Below are 19043 nucleotides of genomic sequence, written 5' to 3' on the forward strand. Positions count from 1 at the left end.
GGGAGCTCCTGTGTCCACCTCCGCGCGTGTGCTCGACCCCTCGACCTCCTCGACCCCCTCGCTCGACCCCGTCCACGGTCCCGGACCCCTCGTCGATCCGCACGGCGCGCTCCGTGCCGCCCGTGCGGTCGGCGGAGCGGCCGGCCTGCTCTCGGCCGTTCTGCTCGTGTCCAACGCCCTCAAGCTCGGCGGAGTGGTCCCTGCCGTCGCCCTCAACCAGCTCCTCGCTCCGTTCGCGCAGAGCCTGGCGATCGTCCTCATCGCGATGCTCGTCGCCGCCACCGCCCGACGGACAGGGGCCTGGGGCGTGCTCGCGGGCGCGGTCAACCTCGTCGGGCTCGCGCTCGTCGTCGCGATCGAGGCGCTGACGAACGACGTGTTCCCGTACGTCACGCCGGCCCAGGTGGCCGAGCTCCGGGAGGGGCCCGCCGGGACGCTGCTCGTCGTCGGGTCGATGTGGTTCCTCGTCGGCACCCTCGTCCACGTGGGCGTCCTGCTCGCCGGTCGCGCGGCACCGGTCGTGCCGCTCGTGGTCTACGGCGTGACCGGCGCGCTCATCGGGCTCCGGTCGTTCCTGCCCACGCCCGTCGTCGCGGTCGCGGTCGGGGTGCTCGCGCTCGCCGTCGCGTGGATCGCGCTCGACCTCCTGCGGGGTGCGCGCCGCCCGCGCTGATCAGCGCCGCACGTAGGCCCCCACCCAGCGGGCCAGCTCGTCGTAGACGTCGCGGCGCACGTTCGGTGCGGACAGCGTGACGTCGTGGACCGCCCCCTCGAAGGCGGCGAGGGTGACGAGCGGGCCGAGCCGGAGGGCGGCCGACCGCATCGCGCCGACATCGAGCACGGTGTCGACGAAGCGCAGGTCGGGGGACCACTTGAGCGCCTGCGCCGACCTCGTGGAGGTGAGCACGAGCACCGGGCACGTGATCTCGAGGCCGTTCGCCACTTGGCGCTGCCCGGTGAGGATGGCGGCGAGCCAGCCGAACCGGACGGGGCCGGCCGGGGCCATGCGCCAGCGCCGGTCGAGCCCCCATCCGGTCCAGAACCGGTCGTCGGCCTCGTCCTCGGGGGCCTCCTCCTCGTCCCCCTCGGCGAGGCCGTCGAGCGTGCGCTGGTAGACGTCGACGGGGTTGACGCGGACGACCGTCCTCGGCGCGGTCCGGGCGATCCGCTCGACGACCGGCGTGGTCGCCGCCCCCACGAACCCGGGCATGCCCGCGCTGATGAAGGGGGAGTTGAGGACGAGCGCGCGCAGGGCGCCGGGGTGCCGGTGGGCCCACAGGGCGGCGGTCAGCCCGCCGGTCGAGTGCCCGGCGAGGACGAGGTCGGTGCCCAGGCCCAGCTCGGCCATGACGACGTCGCGGGCGGCGTGGATGTCGTCGTCGTACACCGAGAGCGAGTCGACGTACCCGCGGGACTGGTGCGCGCGCAGGCTCCGGCCGTACTTGCGCAGGTCGAGCCCGTAGAACGCCCCGCCGAGGGCGGCGACGCGGCGGGCGAGCTCGGCGTTGTGCACGTAGTCGTTCCAGCCGTGCAGGTAGAGCATCGCCCAGGTCGGCACGGCCGGCGTCCCGGGGAGCGCGGCGGGGTCCTCCGCGGGCCGGTAGGCGACGAGGGTGGCGACGACCTCGCCCTCGTCGTCGTCGGGCAGGGGAAGGGTGCGCGCGTGGAACCCGGCGCCGAGGAGGTCGGGCACCCACTCGCCCGGCGGGCCGGGCTCGTCGAGCGGGGGGAGGTCGGCCTCGAGAAGGTAGCTGCGGGCGTTGGGCCCGACCCCGGTGCGGACCTTGCGCCCCGTGGCGTCGGGGACGGCGTCCTCCTCGACGGCGGTGTCGGCGGTCGAGTGCGTGTCGGTCGCCCCCGGGTCGTCCGCGGCGCGGCCGCCGGACGAGCTGCGACCGAGTCGGAAGATGTCCACCCGCCCATGGTGGCACCGGACGCAGGGACGCCGCTCGCCCCGACCCGCTCAGCTCAGCGAGTCGACCCGGTCCTCGGTCAGGAGCCGCGCGATCGCGGCCCCCACCTGCTCGTGCTCGACGAGGAACCCGTCGTGGCCGTACGGGGAGTCGATCTCGACGTAGTCCGACGGCCCGCTCACGCCGTCCGCGATCCGCCGGGCCTCGGCGGGGTCGAACAGGCGGTCCGAGCTGACGGCCACCGCGAGCGTGCGGGAGGTGATGCTCGCGAGCGCCTCGGCCACGCCGCCGCGGTCGCGCCCGATGTCATGGGTGAGCATCGTCCGGCTCAGCGCCACGTAGCTCCCGGCGTCGAAGCGGGCGGCGAGCTTGCCGGCGTGGTGGTCGAGGTAGGACTGGACGGCGAACCGCCCGCCGTCGAGCGGCTCCTCAGCGCCCTGCGGGAGGCGGCCGAACCGCTCCTCGAGCTCGAACGCGGATCGGTAGGTGGTGTGCGCGATCTGGCGGGCCACCCCGAGGCCGCGGGAGGGCCCCTCGCCGGGACCCGCGTCGTAGTAGTCGCCCCCGCGCCAGCCCGGGTCGAGCTCGATCGCGCCGATCTGGGCGTGGGCCCATGCGATCTGGTCGGCGGTCGTGCGCGCGTTGGACGCCACGACCGCCACCCGCTCGACGCGCTCGGGGGCCGTGACCGCCCACTCGACCGCGCGCTGCCCACCCACGGAGCCGCCGACGACGAGCGCGAACGAGCTGATGCCGAGCGCGTCGGCGAGCCGGATCTCGGCGGCCACCTGGTCCCGGACGGTGAGGATGGGGAACCGCGCGCCCCAGGGCATGCCGTTGGGGGAGGTGGAGGAGGGGCCGGTCGAGCCCTGACAGCCGCCGAGCACGTTGGGGGCGAGCACGAAGTACTCGTCCGTGTCGATCGCCTTGCCCGGCCCGACGATCTCGGACCACCAGCCAGGCCCGGCCGCGTCGTCGGACCGGTGCGACGTCACGTGCGAGTCGCCGGTCAGGGCGTGCAGGACGAGGACGGCGTTGGACCGGTCCTCGTTGAGCTCGCCGAACGTCTCGTAGGCGAGGGTGGCGTGCGGGAGCCGGCCGCCGACCTCGAGGCGGACCGCCCCGATCGGCATCTGCCTGCGGTCGCCCAGGTCCTGGCCGGGCAGCCACCCGCCGGAGGCGGGCAGCGTGCTCGGCACGGCTGTGCGTGCAGGTCGGCGGCCGGCGCCCGCCATGTCAGGCGCCCGTCCCGAGGGCCGCTGCCGCGGCGAAGCCGCGCTCGAGGTCGGCGAGGATGTCGGGCAGGTCCTCGAGGCCCACGGCGAGCCGGGCGAGGGTCGACGAGACGCCCGCGGCGGCGAGCTCCTCCTCGCTCAGCTGGGAGTGCGTCGTCGAGGCCGGGTGGATGACGAGCGAGCGGACGTCGCCGATGTTGGCGACGTTCGAGTGCAGCTCGAGCGCGTCGACGAACGCCACGCCCGCCTCCTTGCCGCCGGACGCCAGCTCGAACGCGAGGACCGCGCCCGGGCCCTTGGGCGTGTACTTCTGCGCCTTCTCGTACCAGGGCGAGCTGGGCAGGCCGGCCCAGGCCACGCGGGCCACGTCGTCGCGCGCCTCGAGGAACTCGGCGACGGCGCGGGCGTTCTCCACGTGCCGGTCGACGCGCAGCGAGAGGGTCTCGATGCCCTGGCCGATGAGGAAGGCGTTGAACGGCGAGATCGCGGGGCCCGTGTCGCGCAGGAGCTGCGTGCGCGCCTTGAGGGCGAGCGCCGGCGCGCCGAGGTCCGCGAACACGAGACCGTTGTAGGACGGGTCGGGCGTGTTGAAGCCGGGGAAGCGCTCGGGGTACCTCGACCACTCGAACGTGCCGCCGTCGACGATCGCGCCGGCGACCGTGGTGCCGTGGCCGCCGAGGTACTTGGTCGCGGAGTGGATGACCACGTCCGCGCCGTGCTCGATCGGGCGCAGGAGGTAGGGGGTGGCGATCGTGTTGTCGACGATCAGCGGCACGCCGATCTCGTGCGCCACGCCGGCGACGGCCTCGATGTCGAGGACGTCGCCCTTGGGGTTGGGGATCGACTCGCCGAAGAACAGCTTCGTCCGGTCGGTCGCGGCCGCGCGCCACGACTCCGGGTCGTCGGGGTTCTCGACGAAGGTCGTCGTCACGCCGAACTTCGGGAGCGTGTGGCGCAGGAGGTTGTACGTGCCGCCGTACAGGGACGGCGAGGCGACGACGTGGTCGCCGGCCTCCGCGATCGAGAGGATCGCCAGCGTCTCGGCCGCCTGGCCGGACGCGACGAGCAGACCGGCGACGCCGCCCTCGAGGTCGGCGATCCGGTTCTCGACGACCTCCTGGGTCGGGTTGGTGATGCGCGTGTAGATGGGGCCCGGGTCGGCGAGCGCGAAGCGGGCGGCCGCGTGGTCGGCGGAGTCGAACACGAACGAGGTCGTCTGGTAGATCGGCAGCGCGCGGGCGCCGGTGGCCGGGTCGGGCGTCTGCCCGGCGTGGATCTGGCGGGTGCTGAAGCCCTGGGCGGGCGTCGAGTTCTCGGTCATGTGGGTCCTTGCTCGCGTCGGTGGCCGGGGCGTGAACTTCCCCGAACCTACGACGACGCCGTCGCACCCGAGAGGGCGCGACGGCGTCGTCTCAGGTGCTGGACGCGCTCAGGCCTGCGGCTCGACCGGGATCCGGCGGGCGTCGCCGGGGCCGAGCGGGCTCGCGTGGCCGCGGTCGCCGTCGAGGTCCGGCTCGCCGTCGGGGCCCGGCTGGCTGCCGGAGCCGCCGACGCGCTGGTGGCCGCCGCCGCCGTGCTCGTAGTAGCCGGTGTCGATCGCGCGCTGGTAGGACCGGCGGATCTCCTCCTCGGTCTCCTCGCGGCCCACCCAGTGCGCGCCCTCGACCGACTTGCCGGGCTCGAGGTCCTTGTAGACCTCGAAGAAGTGCTGGATCTCGAGGCGGTGGAACTCCGAGACGTCCTCGATCTCCGTGCGCCAGGACGCGCGCTGGTCGCCGGCGGGCACCGCGATCACCTTGTCGTCGCCGCCGGCCTCGTCGCGCATGCGGAACATGCCCAGCGCGCGGGCGCGGATGAGGCAGCCCGGGAACGTCGGCTCCTCGAGGAGGACGAGGACGTCGAGCGGGTCGCCGTCCTCGCCGAGGGTGCCCTCGATGAACCCGTAGTCGTCCGGGTATCGGGTCGAGGTGAAGAGCAGGCGGTCCAGGCGGATCCGCCCGGTCTCGTGGTCCACCTCGTACTTGTTGCGGTTCCCCTTGGGGATCTCGATGGTGACGTCGAACTCCACAGCAAGCACTTCCTCGGGTGTCGGGCCGCGCGCGCGGCGAGGATCTACGGCTGGTCCCCGCTCGGAGGACCCGGTCAGCACCTAGTGTGGCGTACGCGGCGCCACCTGCGCGCCGACGGGCCGGGACGGCACGAACACCAGGGCACGACGACGGACGGACGGCATGGCACGAATCGGCTCCACGGCCCGCAGCACCGTCGCCTGGGTGGCCGGCAGCCTCGCCGTCGTCCTCGTCGCGCTCTACGTCCTCCTCGACGTGCAGGACGCGGTCCCCGGCGTGCTGACGGACGAGCCCGCCCCCGCCGAGGCCGCGCCGTACCCCGCCGTCGCCCTGCCGGGTGCCCGCCCGGCCGCGGCCCCCGTCGACCTGCTCGACCCGGCCGCGCCCGCGGCGACTCCGGACGCGGTGGCGTCCGCCGTCGAGTCGCTCGTCGCGGACCCGGCCCGGCCCGGCGACGTGGCCGTCCGCGTCGTCGACTCCGCGACCGGCGAGGTCCTCGCCGAGCGCGACCCGACGAGCGCCCTGCAGACGGCCTCGTCGGCGAAGATCCTCACCGGCGCGGCGGCGCTCAGCGTGCTCGGCCCGCAGACGCGGTTCCCCACCACGGTGGTCTCCGCCGGGGACGGGCTGCTCGTCCTCGTCGGCGGCGGCGACGTCCTGCTCGGCGAGGGCGAGGGCGACCCGAGCGCGACCCGCGGCCACGCCGGCATCGCCGACCTCGCCGACCAGGTCGCCGCCGAGCTCGAGTCCTCGGGCACCACGGAGGTCCGCCTCGCCGTCGACGACTCCCAGTTCACCGGCGAGCCCTACGCCGACGACGTCACCGGGTGGGACCGCAGCTTCACGATGCCCGCGACCACGGTGGCCGTGAACACCGGCGCGGTCGACGGCGCCTACACCGCGGACCCCGCCATGGGCGCGACGGAGGCCCTCGCCGCCGCCCTCGAGGAGCGCGGCGTGACGGCCACGGTCGAGGGACGGGCCACCGCCCCCGACGGCGCGAGCGCGATCGCCACCACCGAGTCCGCGCCCGTCGAGCAGATCGTGCGGACCATGCTCGCCGACTCGGACAACGCGATCGCCGACGTGCTCGCCCGCATGGTCGCGCTCGCGAGCGGCCTGCCCGGCGACGCGACCTCCGGCGGGACCGCGGTCGTCGACGCCGTCGGCGCGCTCGGCATCGACACCGCCGGCACCGTGATGATCGACGGTGCGGGCCTCTCCATCACCGACTCGACCACCGTCACCGTCCTGACCGAGCTCGTCGACCTCGCGCTCGACCCGTCGGCCACGACCCTGGCCGGCCTCGTCCCCGCGCTCCCGACCTCCGGGCTCGACGGCACCCTCTCCGAGCGGCTCGTCGGCGAGAACGCCGGCCGCGTCCAGGCCAAGACGGGCACGCTCGCGCGCTCGGTCTCGCTCACGGGCACCGTGCTCACCGCCGACGAGCGACTCCTCACGTTCTCCGTGGTCATGCACTCGTTCGACGAGGGCGGGGCGTGGGCCGCGCGGGAGTCGATGGACACCTTCGTCTCCGAGCTCGCGGCCTGCGGCTGCGCCTAGGACCACCGCCCCGGCCCCGCCCCGCGACTACCGTGGGAGGCGTGACCGATCCCGTCGACCTCCGGCTCGCCGCCCGGCGCGCGGCCCGCCTCGCGCCCCCGGGCCCGCGCGGCACGCCCGAGGAGCTGACCGCCCTGGTGGCGGGCCTGCGCGAGGCCGCGGCCTCGGCGCCGCAGCACGTGGGCCGGCTCACCGGGCTGCACGACGCCGCGCACCGGGTCGCCGGACAGCGCGTGAGCGTGGTCGACCGGCCGGGCTGGGCGCGCGCCAACGCCGACCTGCTCGGGCACGTCTCGACGGGCCTCCTGCCCCCGGTCGGACGCCTCGGCGCGCGCCTCGCCGGCGAGGAGGCCGGCGCGCTGCTCGCCTACCTCTCGACCAAGGTGCTCGGCCAGTTCGACCCCTTCGGTCCCGGCGCCCCGCACCTGCTGCTCGTCGCGCCCAACGTGCTGCGCCTCGAGCGCGAGCTCGACCTCGACGCCCGCGACTTCCGCCGCTGGGTGGCGCTGCACGAGCAGACGCACGCCGTGCAGTTCGCCGCCGCCCCCTGGCTCGCCGAGCACCTGACGGGGATGATCCGCGGCACGATCGGCCCGGCGCTCGCCGAGGACCAGGACCGGGACGTCGGCGGCATGCTCGCCGCCGTCGTCGCCGCCCTGCGCGACCGGGACGAGCAGACGCCGGCCGGCCTCGAGATCGCGGGCCCGCTCGTCGACGCCCTGCTCACGCCGGCCGAGCGCGAGTCGCTCCAGCGGGTCGTCGCGGTGATGAGCCTGCTCGAGGGGCACGCCGACGTCGTGATGGACGCCGTCGGCCCGGCCGTCCTGCCGAGCGTGCGCCGCATCCGGCGCCAGTTCGACAAGCGCCGGGACGGCACGGGCCCCCTCGACGTCCTCCTGCGCACCCTGCTCGGGATGCGCGCGAAGACGGCCCAGTACCGCAACGGCGCCGCGTTCGTCCGGCAGGTCGTCGAGCGGGTCGGCCACGACGGCCTCAACGCCGTGTGGGCGGCGCCGGACCTGCTGCCGACCCCGACCGAGATCCTCGAGCCGGCCGCCTGGGTGTCCCGCGTCCACGCATGACCCACCACGCATGACCCGGCACCCGCGGGTCTCCGGCCCCGCCACGCTCGCGGCGCGCCGGGCCCTGCGCACCGCGCTCGCCGACCTGCCGCCGGGGACGCGCGTGCTCGTCGCGTGCTCGGGCGGCCCCGACTCGCTCGCGCTCGCGGTCACGGTCGCGCACCTCGTGCCGGAGGCCGGCTGGGTCGCGGAGGCGCTCGTCGTCGACCACGGCCTGCGCGCGGGGTCGGCGGGCGAGGCCTCCGACGTCGTCGCCCGGCTCCGCGCCGTGGGTCTCGCCGCGTCGGCGACCTCCGTCGACGCGGGGTCGGGCACGGGCGGGCCGGAGGCCCGCGCCCGGGACGCGCGCTGGGCGGCGCTGCGGGCGCGGGCCGCCGCACCCGGAGGCGCCGCTGCGCCCGAGGACACGGCCGTCATCCTCACCGGCCACACGATGGACGACCAGGCCGAGACCGTCCTGCTCGGCCTCGCCCGCGGCTCGGGCGCCCGCTCGCTCGCCGGGATGCGGGCGGTGGAACCTGGGGTGCGCCGCCCGTTCCTCACGATCCGCCGCGCCCAGACGCTCGCGGTGTGCGACGAGCTCGGCCTCACGCCCGTCATCGACCCGACGAACGCCGCCGACGGCCCCTGGCGCGCCGCCGACGGCACCGCCCTGCGCCGCGCCGCCGTCCGCGACCGCGCCCTGCCGGCGCTCGCCGACGCCCTCGGCGCCGACCCCGTCCCGGCGCTCGCCCGCACGGCCTTCCAGGCCCGGCGCGACGACGACGCGCTGACCGAGCGGGCCGACGCGCTGCTCGCGGACGCCCTGCTCGACGACGCGCGGCGGTCGCGCGCCGCGACGAGGGCGACCGACGACGACGGACCGGCGTCGTCGTCGGACCCGGTGATGACCCTCGACACCGCCGTCCTCGCCGCCGCCCACCCGGCCGTGCGCACCCGCGCCCTGCGCGCGGCCGGCGAGCGGGCGGGCTGGCGACCGGGCGACGTCAAGGCCGCGCACATCGAGGCGCTCGACGCCCTCGTGACGAGGTATACGGGGCAGGGACCGGCCGCGCTGCCCGGGGGAGTTCTCGCCCGCCGCAGCTGTGGCAGGCTGATGCTCTCCCGGAGGACGGACCAAGGAGACGAAGGAGCGACGTGGACGTAGCGGACATGGGCGAGGACCTGGCCGAGGTCATCGTCTCCAAGGACGAGATCGACGCGCGGCTGACCGAGATGGCGGCCGAGATCGACCGCGACTACGCCGGCCGGAACCTGCTGCTCGTCGGCGTCCTGCGCGGCGCCGTCATGGTGATGGCCGACCTCTCGCGCGAGCTGCACACGCCGCTCGAGATGGACTGGATGGCGGTGTCGTCCTACGGCTCGGGCACGAAGTCCTCCGGGGTCGTGCGCATCCTCAAGGACCTCGACTCCGACCTCACCGGCCGGGACGTGCTCATCGTCGAGGACATCATCGACTCCGGGCTCACCCTGTCCTGGCTGCAGGGCAACCTGCGCTCGCGCGGCGCCGCCTCCGTCGAGATCGCCACGCTCCTGCGCAAGCCGGACGCCGCGAAGGTCGCCGTCGACGTGCGCTACGTCGGGTTCGACATCCCCTCGGCGTTCGTCGTCGGGTACGGCCTGGACTACGCGGAGCGCTACCGCAACCTCCCGTTCGTCGGCCGGCTCGCGGAGCACGTCTACTCCCGCTGACCACGCCGGCCGGGTCGCTCCCGTCCGCCACCCCGTTCGCCGTGCGCGGAGCGGGCCCGGCCCCCGGACCCTCGGCGTGTCGCGCTCGGTTATCGTCGTCGGGTCGCCCGGGGCGGGCGCCGACCGGACGGAGCGGCTGAGGCTGGCATGAAGACAACCTGGAAGAAGATCGCGCGGAGTCCCTGGCCGTGGGTGATCGGGGCCCTGCTGGTCGTCGTCGTCCTCGTGCCCTTCTTCAGCGGCGGTCGGGTCTCGCCGATCGACACCTCGCAGGGCATGGAGGTCCTGCGCGGCGACACGGTCGAGCAGGCCCGCGTCAACGACACCACCCAGCGGGTCGAGCTCACGCTCACCGAGGACCTCGTGGCGCCGAACGGCGACGAGGGCTCGGACAACAACGAGAACTACGGCACGAGCGTCGAGTTCACGTACGCGGACGCCCAGAGCGGCGCGATCACCGACCTGCTTGAGGACGCGGACCCGGTGAGGGGCTACGACGTCGAGGTCCCGCAGGGCAACGCGTTCCTCTCCCTGCTCGGCCTCATGCTCCCGATGATCCTCATCCTCGGGCTCTTCTGGTGGCTGATGTCCCGCTCGCAGGGCGGCGGCGTCATGGGCTTCGGGAAGTCCACGGCGAAGAAGGTGAGCAAGGAGACCCCGGACGTCACGTTCTCCGACGTCGCGGGCGTGGACGAGGCGGTCGAGGAGCTCCAGGAGATCCGCGAGTTCCTCCAGGAACCGAGCAAGTTCCAGGCCGTCGGCGCGAAGATCCCCAAGGGTGTCCTGCTCTACGGCCCCCCGGGCACCGGCAAGACGCTCCTCGCGCGCGCCGTCGCGGGCGAGGCGGGCGGCTCGTTCTACTCGATCTCCGGCTCGGAGTTCGTCGAGATGTTCGTCGGCGTCGGCGCCTCCCGCGTGCGCAACCTGTTCGAGCAGGCCAAGCAGAACACCCCGGCGATCATCTTCGTCGACGAGATCGACGCGGTGGGCCGCCAGCGCGGCGCCGGCATGGGCGGCGGGCACGACGAGCGCGAGCAGACGCTCAATCAGCTCCTCGTCGAGATGGACGGGTTCGACTCGACGACGAACGTCATCCTCATCGCCGCGACCAACCGTCCCGACGTCCTCGACCCCGCGCTCCTGCGCCCGGGCCGGTTCGACCGCCAGATCTCGGTGACCGCCCCCGATCTGCCGGGGCGCCACCAGATCCTCCGCGTCCACGCGCGCGGCAAGCCGATGACCCCGGACGTCGACCTCGAGGGTGTGGCCCGCCGCACGCCCGGCTTCTCCGGCGCGGACCTCGCCAACGTCCTCAACGAGGCCGCGCTTCTCACGGCCCGCTCCGGCGCGCAGCTCATCGACAACCGCGCGCTCGACGAGGCGATCGACCGCGTCATCGCCGGCCCGCAGCGCCGCACCCGCGTGATGAACGACAAGGACAAGAAGGTCACGGCCTACCACGAGGGCGGGCACGCGCTGACCGCCGCGGCCCTGCGATACACCGACCCGGTGACGAAGGTGACGATCCTGCCGCGCGGCCAGGCCCTCGGCTACACGATGGTCATGCCCACCGAGGACCGGTACTCGAGCTCGCGCAACCAGCTGGTCGACCAGCTCGTCTACGCGCTCGGTGGCCGGGTGGCCGAGGAGGTCGTCTTCCACGAGCCGACCACGGGTGCCGGCAACGACATCGAGAAGGCGACGACGACCGCCAAGCAGATGGTCACCGAGCTCGGCATGTCCGCGCGCGTCGGCCCGGTCAAGCTGAGCGAGAGCAGCAGCGAGCCGTTCCTCGGCCGCGACATGGGCGGGTCGAAGGACTACTCCGACGACGTCGCGCGCGTGGTCGACGAGGAGGTGCGCACGCTGATGATGGACGCGCACCAGGAGGCGTGGGAGATCCTCACCGAGTACCGCGACGTCCTCGACGAGCTCGTGATCGAGCTGATGGACCGCGAGACCCTCAACGAGGCCGACCTGCGCCGCATCTTCTCCCGGGTGGTCAAGCGCGAGCCGCGCGAGCTCTGGTACGCCTCGCACAACCGCCCGGACCTCGGCCGCCGCCCCGTGCTCACCCGCGAGGAGCAGTCCCGCCGTGCGGCCGACCCGCGCCCCGCGAGCGAGTTCCGCCCGCGTCCGGAGGACACGAGCGACATGTTCGGCACGCAGCCGCCGCCCACCTCGCCCGACTTCGGGTCGGGGGAGGCCACGCCCGACGGCGGCGCCACGGACGGTCCCGCCACCGAGGGGCGGCCGTGACGGAGCACGACGCGCTGCCCGCCCAGCCGGTCGACCTCGCGGCCGCAGCCGCGGCCGTGCGCGCGCTGCTCGTCGCCGTCGGGGAGGACCCGGACCGCGAGGGCCTGCGGGAGACCCCGGAGCGCGTGGCCCGCTCGTTCGGCGAGCTGTTCGCCGGGCTCGCGGAGGACCCTGCCGACCACCTCGACTCCGTGTTCGACCTCGGCCACCAGGAGATGGTGATCGTCGCCGACATCCCGCTGTACTCGATGTGCGAGCACCACCTGCTGCCGTTCCACGGCAAGGCGCACGTCGGCTACATCCCGGGCGAGGACGGCCGTGTCACGGGCCTGTCGAAGGTGGCGCGGATGGTCGAGGGCTACGCCCGGCGCCCGCAGGTCCAGGAGAACCTCACGAGCCAGGTCGCCGACGCGCTCGTCGACCGGCTCGGCGCCCGCGGCGCCCTGGTCGTGGTCGAGGCCGAGCACATGTGCATGTCGATGCGCGGGGCCCGGGCCACGGGTACCCGCACCGTCACCTCGGCCGTGCGCGGCATGATGCGCAACCCCGCCACCCGCGCGGAGGCGATGAGCCTCCTGCGCTCGCGCTCGTAGCCGCCGTGCGCACCGGCGACCTGTTCCGCGGCGCCCCCGCCGGCCTGCCCGCGTCCGTGCCCACCGGCCGCACGCTGGTCATGGGCGTCCTCAACGTCACCCCGGACTCCTTCTCCGACGGCGGCGCGTACGTCGACCCGGGTGCCGCCCTGGCGCACGGGCTCGACATGGTGGCGCGCGGCGCCGACCTCGTCGACGTCGGGGGCGAGTCCACCCGGCCCGGCGCCACGCCCGTCGACCCCGCCGAGGAGATCCGCCGGGTCGAGCCCGTGGTCCGCGCGCTCGCGGAACGCGGCGTGGTCGTCAGCATCGACACCCTGCACGCCGCGACGGCGGCCGCCGCGCTCGAGGCCGGCGCCCGCATCGTCAACGACGTCTCCGCCGGGGTCCACGACCCGGAGATCCTGCAGGTGGCCGCGCGGGCCGGCGCCGTCGTCGTCCTCCAGCACCGCCGGGGCGAGGCGGGCACGATGACCGCTCTCGCCGACTACGACGACCTCGTGCCCGACGTCGTCGTCGAGGTCGCCGAGCGCCGGGACGCGGCGCTCGCGGCCGGGATCGCGGCGGACCGGATCGTCCTCGACCCGGGCCTCGGGTTCGCCAAGGAGGGCACCCAGTCCTGGGAGGTGCTCGAGCGCCTCGAGGCACTCGCCGCGCTCGGCCACCCGCTCCTCGTGGGGACGAGCCGCAAGCGGTTCCTCGCCGCCGCCGTCGCGGACGGCCCGGACCGCACCGGGACCCCGGTCGACCGCGACGCCGCCACCGCCGCCACGACCGCGCTGCTCGCCGCCCGAGGCGTGTGGGCGGTGCGGGTCCACGACGTCCGGCCATCCGCCGACGCCGTGGCCGTGGCCGCCGCGCTCGCCCCGTTCGCGGGCGGTGACGGGCGGTGAGCAGCGGCCCCGCCCGGATCGCCGTGACGGGCCTGCGGACCCACGCCCACCACGGCGTGTACGACCACGAGCGGCGCGACGGCCAGCCCTTCGGCGTCGACGTCGTCTTCGAGCTCGCGACGGAGCGCGCGGCGGCGACCGACGACGTCGCGGACACGCTCTCCTACGGCGAGGTCGCGCGCACCGCCCGGGCGATCCTCGCGGGCGAGCCGGTCGACCTCCTCGAGACCCTCGCCGAGCGGATCGCGGGCGCCGTCCTCGACCTGGGGGCCGGCGCCGTCGAGGTCACCGTCCACAAGCCCGAGGCGCCGGTCGGGGTCGAGGTCGACGATGTCACCCTGACGATCCGCCGGGAGCGCACGGCGCACGACGACGTCGCGGACCCCGTGCTGCGCGCCGCCCCCGTGGGGCCGACGCCGGTCGTCCTCGCGCTCGGCTCCAACCAGGCCGGTGACCTCGCCGCACCCGCGGACCAGCTGCGCCGCGCGGTCGACGCCCTCGCGCACGCCGACGGGCTGCACATCGACGCGGTCTCGCCGCTCGTGGCCACCGCGGCCGCCCTCGCGCCGGGGCAGGCGCCGCAGCCCGACTACGTCAACGCGGTCCTCGTGGGGACCACCACGCTCGCGCCGGCGGGCGTCCTCGAGATCGCCAGGCGGTGCGAGGAACGGGCCGGCCGCGTGCGGACGGAGCGGTGGGCGGCGCGCACCCTCGACGTCGACGTCGTCGCCTACCGGGGCGTCACCTCGGACGACCCGGCCCTCACGCTGCCCCACCCGCGGGCCGCCGAGCGAGCCTTCGTCCTGCTGCCGTGGTCGCTCGCGGACCCGGCCGCCGAGCTCCCGGGCGCGGGGCGCGTGGCCGACCTCGCCGCGCGGGCAGCGGACGCCGACGGGGTCCGCTCGGTGACCGAGGTCTGGCGATGAGGCGCACGTCGATCGCCTGGCTCGTGGGCGCCGCGATCATCGCCGGCGCGGCGTCCTGGTTGCTGCTCGGGATCGCCGAGGTGTACGTCGAGGTCTCGTGGCTGACCGCGGTCGTCCTGCTCGGGCTCGCGCTGGGCCTGTGGCTCGGCGGGCGCGCGGTCAGGCGGCTCGTCGAGGGGGAGCGGACGAGCATGACGCCGCTCGGCGCCGCGCGCGTCGCGGCCCTCGCGCAGGCGTCGGCCTGGGGCGGCTCGCTGGTGACCGGGTGGTTCGCGGCGCAGGCGCTCGTCGCGGCCGGCAGCTGGCACGCCGCGTTCGCCGCCGCCCACCTCGCCGAGTCGGTCGCGAACGGGGCGGCCGCCGTCGTGCTCGTCGTCGTCGGGCTCGTGGTCGAGCACTGGTGCTCGATCCCGCCCGAGGACGAGACCGAGGTCCGATCGGCCGCCTCGGGGCCGGAACCGGCGTGAGGCCGGTCGGCGCAGCGGATCCGGACGGGTCCACCGCGGGGTGGAGGAGCGCGCCCACCGTCCGCCGGTCGGTGGATCTGCTGACGACGCCTCGTTTGGCATGATTCGCGCGGGGGCGGACGCTCCCGGACGCCCAGCGTGATCGGAGACGGCATGTCGCAGCAGTGGGAGCAACCGGACGCACCGGCTGCCGAGCGCCCCTCCCCGTTCGCGCCGCCCGGCGTCCCGTTCCGGCCCGTCGACCAGAGCCTGGCAACGGTCCGGATCATCTCGACGTGTCTCTGGCTGGGCCCGCTCGCCGTCGTCGGCGTGGTCCTCGGGATCTGGGTCGGTGGCTGGGGCTGGTGGCTCGGGACCGGGATCGTCGCGGCCCTGCTGCTGTGGATCGTGCTGCTCGTGCCCCGGCAGGTCCGCGCGATGGGCTACTGCGAGATGGACGAGGACCTGCTGTTCCGCAAGGGCCTCCTCTGGCGCTCGCTCGTGGTGGTGCCCTACGGCCGCATGCAGCAGATCGATGTCGAGGCCGGTCCGCTCGACCGGCGCTTCGGCATCGCGTCGGTCAAGCTGAGCACGGCGTCCGCGCAGACCGACGCGAAGATCCCGGGCCTGCCCGCCGACGAGGCGGCGCGCCTGCGTGAGTCGCTCACCTCGCGCGGCGAGGCACGGCTGGCCGGCCTGTGAGTGGGGAGAGCCGGCAGGACGACCTCCCCGTCGAGGCCGGGGACGGCTGGCGGCGGGTGCACCCCGTCACGCCCGTCCTGCTCGTGTGGCAGGTCCTCGCGGCGATCCTCGCCGTCCTCGTCTTCCAGGTCGGCCAGGAGCTCGCCGGCACCGGCGGCTGGGACTGGGTCGTCGACCACCTGAGCACTGTGCTGCTGTGGCTGGGCGTCGGGATCGCGGTCGTCATCGTCGTGGTCGGCATCTACTCGTCGCTGTCCTGGCGGCGGATGCGCTACCGGGTCGACACCGACGGGGTCGAGCTCAACTCGGGCATCCTCTTCCGGCAGCAGCGCCGCGCCCCGCTCGCGCGGGTCCAGGCGGTCGACCTCCAGCAGCCGCTGCTCGGCCGCATGTTCGGCCTCGCCCGGGTCAAGGTCGAGACCGCGGGCGCGGCGGACTCCAACGTGACGATCGCGTTCCTCCGGCTCGCGGACGCGAACGCGCTGCGGGCGGAGATCCTCGCCCGCGCCGCCGGGGTCGACCTCGACGAGGTGCGCATCGCCGCCGAGGCCGCCGCGGGCGGGACGGACGCCGAGCAGGCCGTTCGCGAGGCGGCCGGTGCGGGTGGTGCCGGCGGCGACCACGACGGAGCCGCGGGAGCCTCGGGAGCAGCCGGAGCGTCGGCCGAAGCCGGCGCCGACCCCGACGACCCCCGCTCCTTGCGCGCCGCCCGCACGGGCTACCGCGAGGCGCCCGAGCGTGTCGTGTTCGAGATCGACAACGGGCGTCTCGTCGCGTCCACCCTGCTCTCGCCGGGCTTCATCTCCATCGCGCTCATGCTGGTCGCGGCGATCGTCGTCCTCGCGCTGCGCGCCCCGTTCGGCGTGCTCGCCGCGTTCGTCCCGGGCGTCATCAGCTCCGTGGGCTTCGTGTGGAGCCGGTTCTCGGGGGCGTTCAGCTTCACCAGCGCGACCTCGCCCGACGGCATCCGCGTCCGCCGCGGCCTGCTCGAGACCACCTCGCAGACCATCCCGCCCCGCCGGGTGCAGGCCGTCCGCCTTAGCCAGCCCTGGCTGTGGCGGTGGCGCGGCTGGTGGCGCGTCGAGGGCTACATCGCCGGGTACGGCGTGGCCGAGGGCAGCTTCGCCAGCTCGTCGAGCACGCTCATGCCGGTCGGGACGCGGTCCGAGGCCCTGACGGCGATGTGGCTCGTCGTGCCCGACCTCGGGGTCGACGACCTCCCCGCCGTCCTCGACGCCGGCCTCGACGGCTCCGGCGACGCCGCGGGCTTCCTCACCTCGCCCCGGCGCGCGCGCTGGCTCGACCCCAAGGCATGGCGCCGGCAGGCCGTGCTCGTCACGCGCGAGGCGATCCTCCTGCGCACCGGCTGGCTCGGCCGGAAGCTCGAGGTCGTCCCGCACGGGCGCACGCAGTCCGTCGGGATCACCCAGGGCCCGTGGGAGCGCCGGCTCCGGCTCGCGAACCTCCACATGCACACGGTGGCCGGTCCCGGTCAGCCCGCCGTCCAGCACCTCGACGAGCAGGACGCGCTCGCCCTCCTGCAGCACCAGGCCGAACGCGCGCGCGAGGCCCGCCACCGCGAGGGCCCCGAGGAGTGGGCGCGCCGCGTCGCCGTGCTCCCGGACGTCAAGGCACCCGCCCCCGACGACGACGACGCCGCCACGCCCGGTGCGCCGCCGCCCAGCGGCGGACCTGTGCCGACCGGTGCCCCGGCGCCGGCCGGCGGCCCAGTACCTCCCGGCGGCCCTGCGAGCCCCACCCACCCGAGCCCCACCCACCCGCGCGGCCCGGACGGCGGCAGCTGGTCGGCCAACCACGACGCGACGCACGTCGAGGGGCCGACGGCATGAGTGACAGCCGCCCCGGCCGCCTCGACGTCGGCATCGTCTCCGCCGGCCGCGCCGGCTCCGTGCTCGGCGCGGCGATGGGCGTCGCCGGCCACCGGCTCGTCGGCGTCACGGCGCGGAGCGAGGCGAGCCGCGAGCGGGCCGCGGTCCTCCTGCCGGACGTGCCGGTCCTTCCGGCCGTCGACGTCGCCGCCGAGGCCCAGCTGCTCCTCCTCGCGGTCCCGGACGACGTCCTGCCCGGGCTCGTCGCCGAGCTCGCCGACTCCGGCGCGATCCGGCCGGGACAGGTGGTCGTCCACGTGTGCGGGCGGCACGGGACGGACGTCCTCGAGCCCGCCGCCGCGCGCGGCGCGCTCACCCTCGCCGTGCACCCGGCGATGACCTTCACGGGCACCTCGCTCGACCTGCGCCGGCTGCCGGGCTGCCCGACGGCCGTCACCGCGGCGCCGGCGCTCCTCCCGCTCGCCCAGGCGGTGGCGATCGACCTCGGTGGCGAGCCCGTCGTCGTCGCGGCCGCGGACCGCGCGCTCTACCACGCGGGGCTCGCCCACGGCGCGAACCACCTCGTCACCCTCGTCGGCCAGGCCACGCGGATGCTCGAGGAGGCCGGCGTGTCCGAGCCCGGCGACTACCTGCGGCCGCTCCTCGAGGCGGCCCTCGGCAACGCGCTTGCCAGCGGGGAGAGCGCGCTGACCGGCCCCGTGGCGCGCGGCGACGCCGCGACCGTCCGCGCGCACACCGCCGCGCTGGGCGAGCTCGACCAGCCGTCGCAGGCCGATCTCCTCGCCACCTACGCGCACCTCGCGCGCGCGACGGCCGCCCGCGCCGTCCGCACCGGGCGCCTCGACCCGGACGCCGCGGCGGCGGTCCTCGACGCACTGCCCTGACCCTGCCCCGATCCACCGCACGGCCCCCCGCGTACCCTTGAGGGATGGACAGGCTCCGCCCGATCGTCGTGCGCACGCTCCTCGGCGCGCGCACGGCCCGCGACGCCCTCACCGGCCGCGTGGCGCTCGTGATGACGATGGGCGCCCTCCACGACGGCCATCTCTCGCTCGTGCGGGAGGCCGCCGGGCGGGCCGAGCACGTCGTCGTGTCCGTGTACGTCAACCCGCTCCAGTTCGACGACCCGGACGACCTCGAGCGCTACCCGCGCGACCTCGACGCGGACCTCGACCTGCTCGCCGGGGCCGGCCTCGGCGGCCGCCTCGCCTACGTCCTCGCCCCCGACGACGCCGAGATGTATCCCCGCGAGCCGCTCGTGCGGATCGACCCGGGGCCCGTCGCGGCGGTCCTCGAGGGCGCGACCCGGCCCGGCCACTTCGCGGGCGTCCTCCAGGTCGTCACCAAGGTCCTCGCCACGGTCCGCCCGGACGTCGCGGTCTTCGGCCAGAAGGACGCCCAGCAGCTCGCGCTCGTCCGCACGCTCGTCGACGACCTGAGCCTCGGTACAGAGATCGTCGGCGCACCGATCCGCCGCGAGGACGACGGCCTCGCGATGTCCTCGCGCAACGCCCACCTGTCCGCGACCGAGCGGGAACGCGCGACGGCCCTGGTCAGGGCGCTGACTGCCGGCGAGCATCGCGCGGCGGCCGGCGCCTCCCCGGCCGAGGTCCTCGCCGCGGCGAGCGGCGCGCTCGAGGCGAGCGACGGCGTCGTGCCCGACTACCTCGTCCTCGTCGACCCGGCCACGTTCCTCGACGTCGACCCCGACCACACCGGCGAGGCCCTCCTCGCCGTCGCCGCCCGCGTGGGCGCGACCCGCCTCATCGACAACCTCACCGTCCAACTCGCACCCAGAAAGGTCACCTCGTGACCCGTAC

At 75.4% G+C, this 19043-nt stretch carries 17 protein-coding genes and 1 pseudogene; 14 read left to right on the plus strand and 4 right to left on the minus strand.

The window, feature by feature from the left end; genetic code table 11:
• The first annotated feature begins 10 nt into the window (after window positions 1–10).
• Window positions 11–673, plus strand: coding sequence for a hypothetical protein (locus ACZLMO_RS04475; protein ID WP_463652996.1), 663 nt, complete (start codon window positions 11–13; stop codon window positions 671–673).
• Here ACZLMO_RS04475 and ACZLMO_RS04480 read toward each other — a convergent pair whose 3' ends face one another.
• The 4 genes and pseudogenes from ACZLMO_RS04480 to ACZLMO_RS04495 all read right to left on the minus strand — a co-directional run.
• On the minus strand, window positions 674–1915 hold the full coding sequence (locus tag ACZLMO_RS04480; RefSeq protein WP_425713711.1) for an alpha/beta hydrolase: 1242 nt from the start codon (window positions 1913–1915) through the stop codon (window positions 674–676). It lies immediately after the preceding gene.
• 48 nt (window positions 1916–1963) lie between these two features.
• Window positions 1964–3148, minus strand: coding sequence for a homoserine O-acetyltransferase MetX (metX, locus tag ACZLMO_RS04485; protein WP_463652997.1), 1185 nt, complete (start codon window positions 3146–3148; stop codon window positions 1964–1966).
• A 1-nt stretch (window position 3149) separates the two neighbouring features.
• Window positions 3150–4469 carry a bifunctional o-acetylhomoserine/o-acetylserine sulfhydrylase gene (locus ACZLMO_RS04490; protein WP_463652998.1) on the minus strand — a complete coding sequence of 440 codons (1320 nt, stop codon included), beginning with the start codon at window positions 4467–4469 and terminating at the stop codon, window positions 3150–3152.
• Between the two features lie 252 nt (window positions 4470–4721).
• Window positions 4722–5216, minus strand: a pseudogene (locus ACZLMO_RS04495) (inorganic diphosphatase); the annotation flags it as partial.
• Between the two features lie 163 nt (window positions 5217–5379).
• Between ACZLMO_RS04495 and ACZLMO_RS04500 the strand changes: the two are divergent.
• The 13 genes from ACZLMO_RS04500 (at window position 5380) to panC (ending at window position 19036) form a co-directional block, all read left to right on the plus strand.
• Complete coding sequence (locus ACZLMO_RS04500; RefSeq protein WP_463652999.1) at window positions 5380–6780, plus strand: D-alanyl-D-alanine carboxypeptidase/D-alanyl-D-alanine-endopeptidase; 1401 nt, start codon at window positions 5380–5382, stop codon at window positions 6778–6780.
• Window positions 6781–6821: 41 nt separating this feature from the next.
• Window positions 6822–7862, plus strand: coding sequence for a zinc-dependent metalloprotease (locus ACZLMO_RS04505; RefSeq protein WP_463653000.1), 1041 nt, complete (start codon window positions 6822–6824; stop codon window positions 7860–7862).
• A gap of 10 nt (window positions 7863–7872) precedes the next feature.
• Window positions 7873–9009, plus strand: coding sequence for a tRNA lysidine(34) synthetase TilS (tilS, locus tag ACZLMO_RS04510; RefSeq protein ID WP_463653001.1), 1137 nt, complete (start codon window positions 7873–7875; stop codon window positions 9007–9009).
• Window positions 9000–9554 (plus strand): hypoxanthine phosphoribosyltransferase, encoded by a 555-nt coding sequence (hpt, locus tag ACZLMO_RS04515; RefSeq protein WP_463653002.1) that lies wholly within the window; start codon window positions 9000–9002, stop codon window positions 9552–9554. The genes tilS and hpt overlap by 10 nt, the downstream gene beginning before the upstream one ends.
• Before the next feature lie 147 nt (window positions 9555–9701).
• Entirely contained in the window at window positions 9702–11813 is a 2112-nt protein-coding gene (gene ftsH, locus ACZLMO_RS04520; RefSeq protein WP_463653003.1) for an ATP-dependent zinc metalloprotease FtsH, read from the plus strand.
• Window positions 11810–12406: a GTP cyclohydrolase I FolE gene (folE, locus tag ACZLMO_RS04525; RefSeq protein ID WP_425713703.1), complete on the plus strand. Its 597-nt coding sequence runs from the start codon at window positions 11810–11812 to the stop codon at window positions 12404–12406. The genes ftsH and folE overlap by 4 nt, the downstream gene beginning before the upstream one ends.
• 5 nt (window positions 12407–12411) lie before the next feature.
• Window positions 12412–13299, plus strand: a complete 888-nt coding sequence (gene folP, locus ACZLMO_RS04530) for a dihydropteroate synthase (RefSeq protein WP_463653004.1) — start codon at window positions 12412–12414, stop codon at window positions 13297–13299.
• Window positions 13296–14225: a dihydroneopterin aldolase gene (gene folB, locus ACZLMO_RS04535; protein WP_425713701.1), complete on the plus strand. Its 930-nt coding sequence runs from the start codon at window positions 13296–13298 to the stop codon at window positions 14223–14225. Before folP ends, folB begins: the two co-directional genes overlap by 4 nt.
• Window positions 14222–14692 (plus strand): DUF3180 family protein, encoded by a 471-nt coding sequence (locus tag ACZLMO_RS04540; RefSeq protein WP_463653005.1) that lies wholly within the window; start codon window positions 14222–14224, stop codon window positions 14690–14692. The genes folB and ACZLMO_RS04540 overlap by 4 nt, the downstream gene beginning before the upstream one ends.
• 153 nt (window positions 14693–14845) lie before the next feature.
• A complete protein-coding gene (locus ACZLMO_RS04545) occupies window positions 14846–15373 on the plus strand; it encodes a PH domain-containing protein (RefSeq protein WP_463653006.1) in 528 nt (175 codons plus the stop codon).
• Window positions 15370–17223 (plus strand): PH domain-containing protein, encoded by a 1854-nt coding sequence (locus tag ACZLMO_RS04550; RefSeq protein WP_463653007.1) that lies wholly within the window; start codon window positions 15370–15372, stop codon window positions 17221–17223. Before ACZLMO_RS04545 ends, ACZLMO_RS04550 begins: the two co-directional genes overlap by 4 nt.
• Window positions 17220–18107, plus strand: a complete 888-nt coding sequence (locus ACZLMO_RS04555) for a Rossmann-like and DUF2520 domain-containing protein (protein ID WP_463653008.1) — start codon at window positions 17220–17222, stop codon at window positions 18105–18107. Before ACZLMO_RS04550 ends, ACZLMO_RS04555 begins: the two co-directional genes overlap by 4 nt.
• Window positions 18108–18151: 44 nt before the next feature.
• Window positions 18152–19036, plus strand: coding sequence for a pantoate--beta-alanine ligase (panC, locus tag ACZLMO_RS04560; protein WP_463653009.1), 885 nt, complete (start codon window positions 18152–18154; stop codon window positions 19034–19036).
• Window positions 19037–19043: the final 7 nt, after the last annotated feature.

Source organism: Georgenia sp. G2120 (assembly GCF_055326485.1).

Excerpts from the sequence above, each read along its gene's own strand:
- metX (WP_463652997.1), bottom strand. The coding sequence starts at position 3,148 with ATGGCGGGCGCCGGCCGCCGACCTGCACGCACAGCCGTGCCGAGCACG.
- ACZLMO_RS04490 (WP_463652998.1), bottom strand. The coding sequence starts at position 4,469 with ATGACCGAGAACTCGACGCCCGCCCAGGGCTTCAGCACCCGCCAGATC.
- ACZLMO_RS04500 (WP_463652999.1), top strand. The coding sequence starts at position 5,380 with ATGGCACGAATCGGCTCCACGGCCCGCAGCACCGTCGCCTGGGTGGCC.
- tilS (WP_463653001.1), top strand. The coding sequence starts at position 7,873 with ATGACCCGGCACCCGCGGGTCTCCGGCCCCGCCACGCTCGCGGCGCGC.
- ftsH (WP_463653003.1), top strand. The coding sequence starts at position 9,702 with ATGAAGACAACCTGGAAGAAGATCGCGCGGAGTCCCTGGCCGTGGGTG.
- ACZLMO_RS04540 (WP_463653005.1), top strand. The coding sequence starts at position 14,222 with ATGAGGCGCACGTCGATCGCCTGGCTCGTGGGCGCCGCGATCATCGCC.
- ACZLMO_RS04545 (WP_463653006.1), top strand. The coding sequence starts at position 14,846 with ATGTCGCAGCAGTGGGAGCAACCGGACGCACCGGCTGCCGAGCGCCCC.
- ACZLMO_RS04555 (WP_463653008.1), top strand. The coding sequence starts at position 17,220 with ATGAGTGACAGCCGCCCCGGCCGCCTCGACGTCGGCATCGTCTCCGCC.
- panC (WP_463653009.1), top strand. The coding sequence starts at position 18,152 with ATGGACAGGCTCCGCCCGATCGTCGTGCGCACGCTCCTCGGCGCGCGC.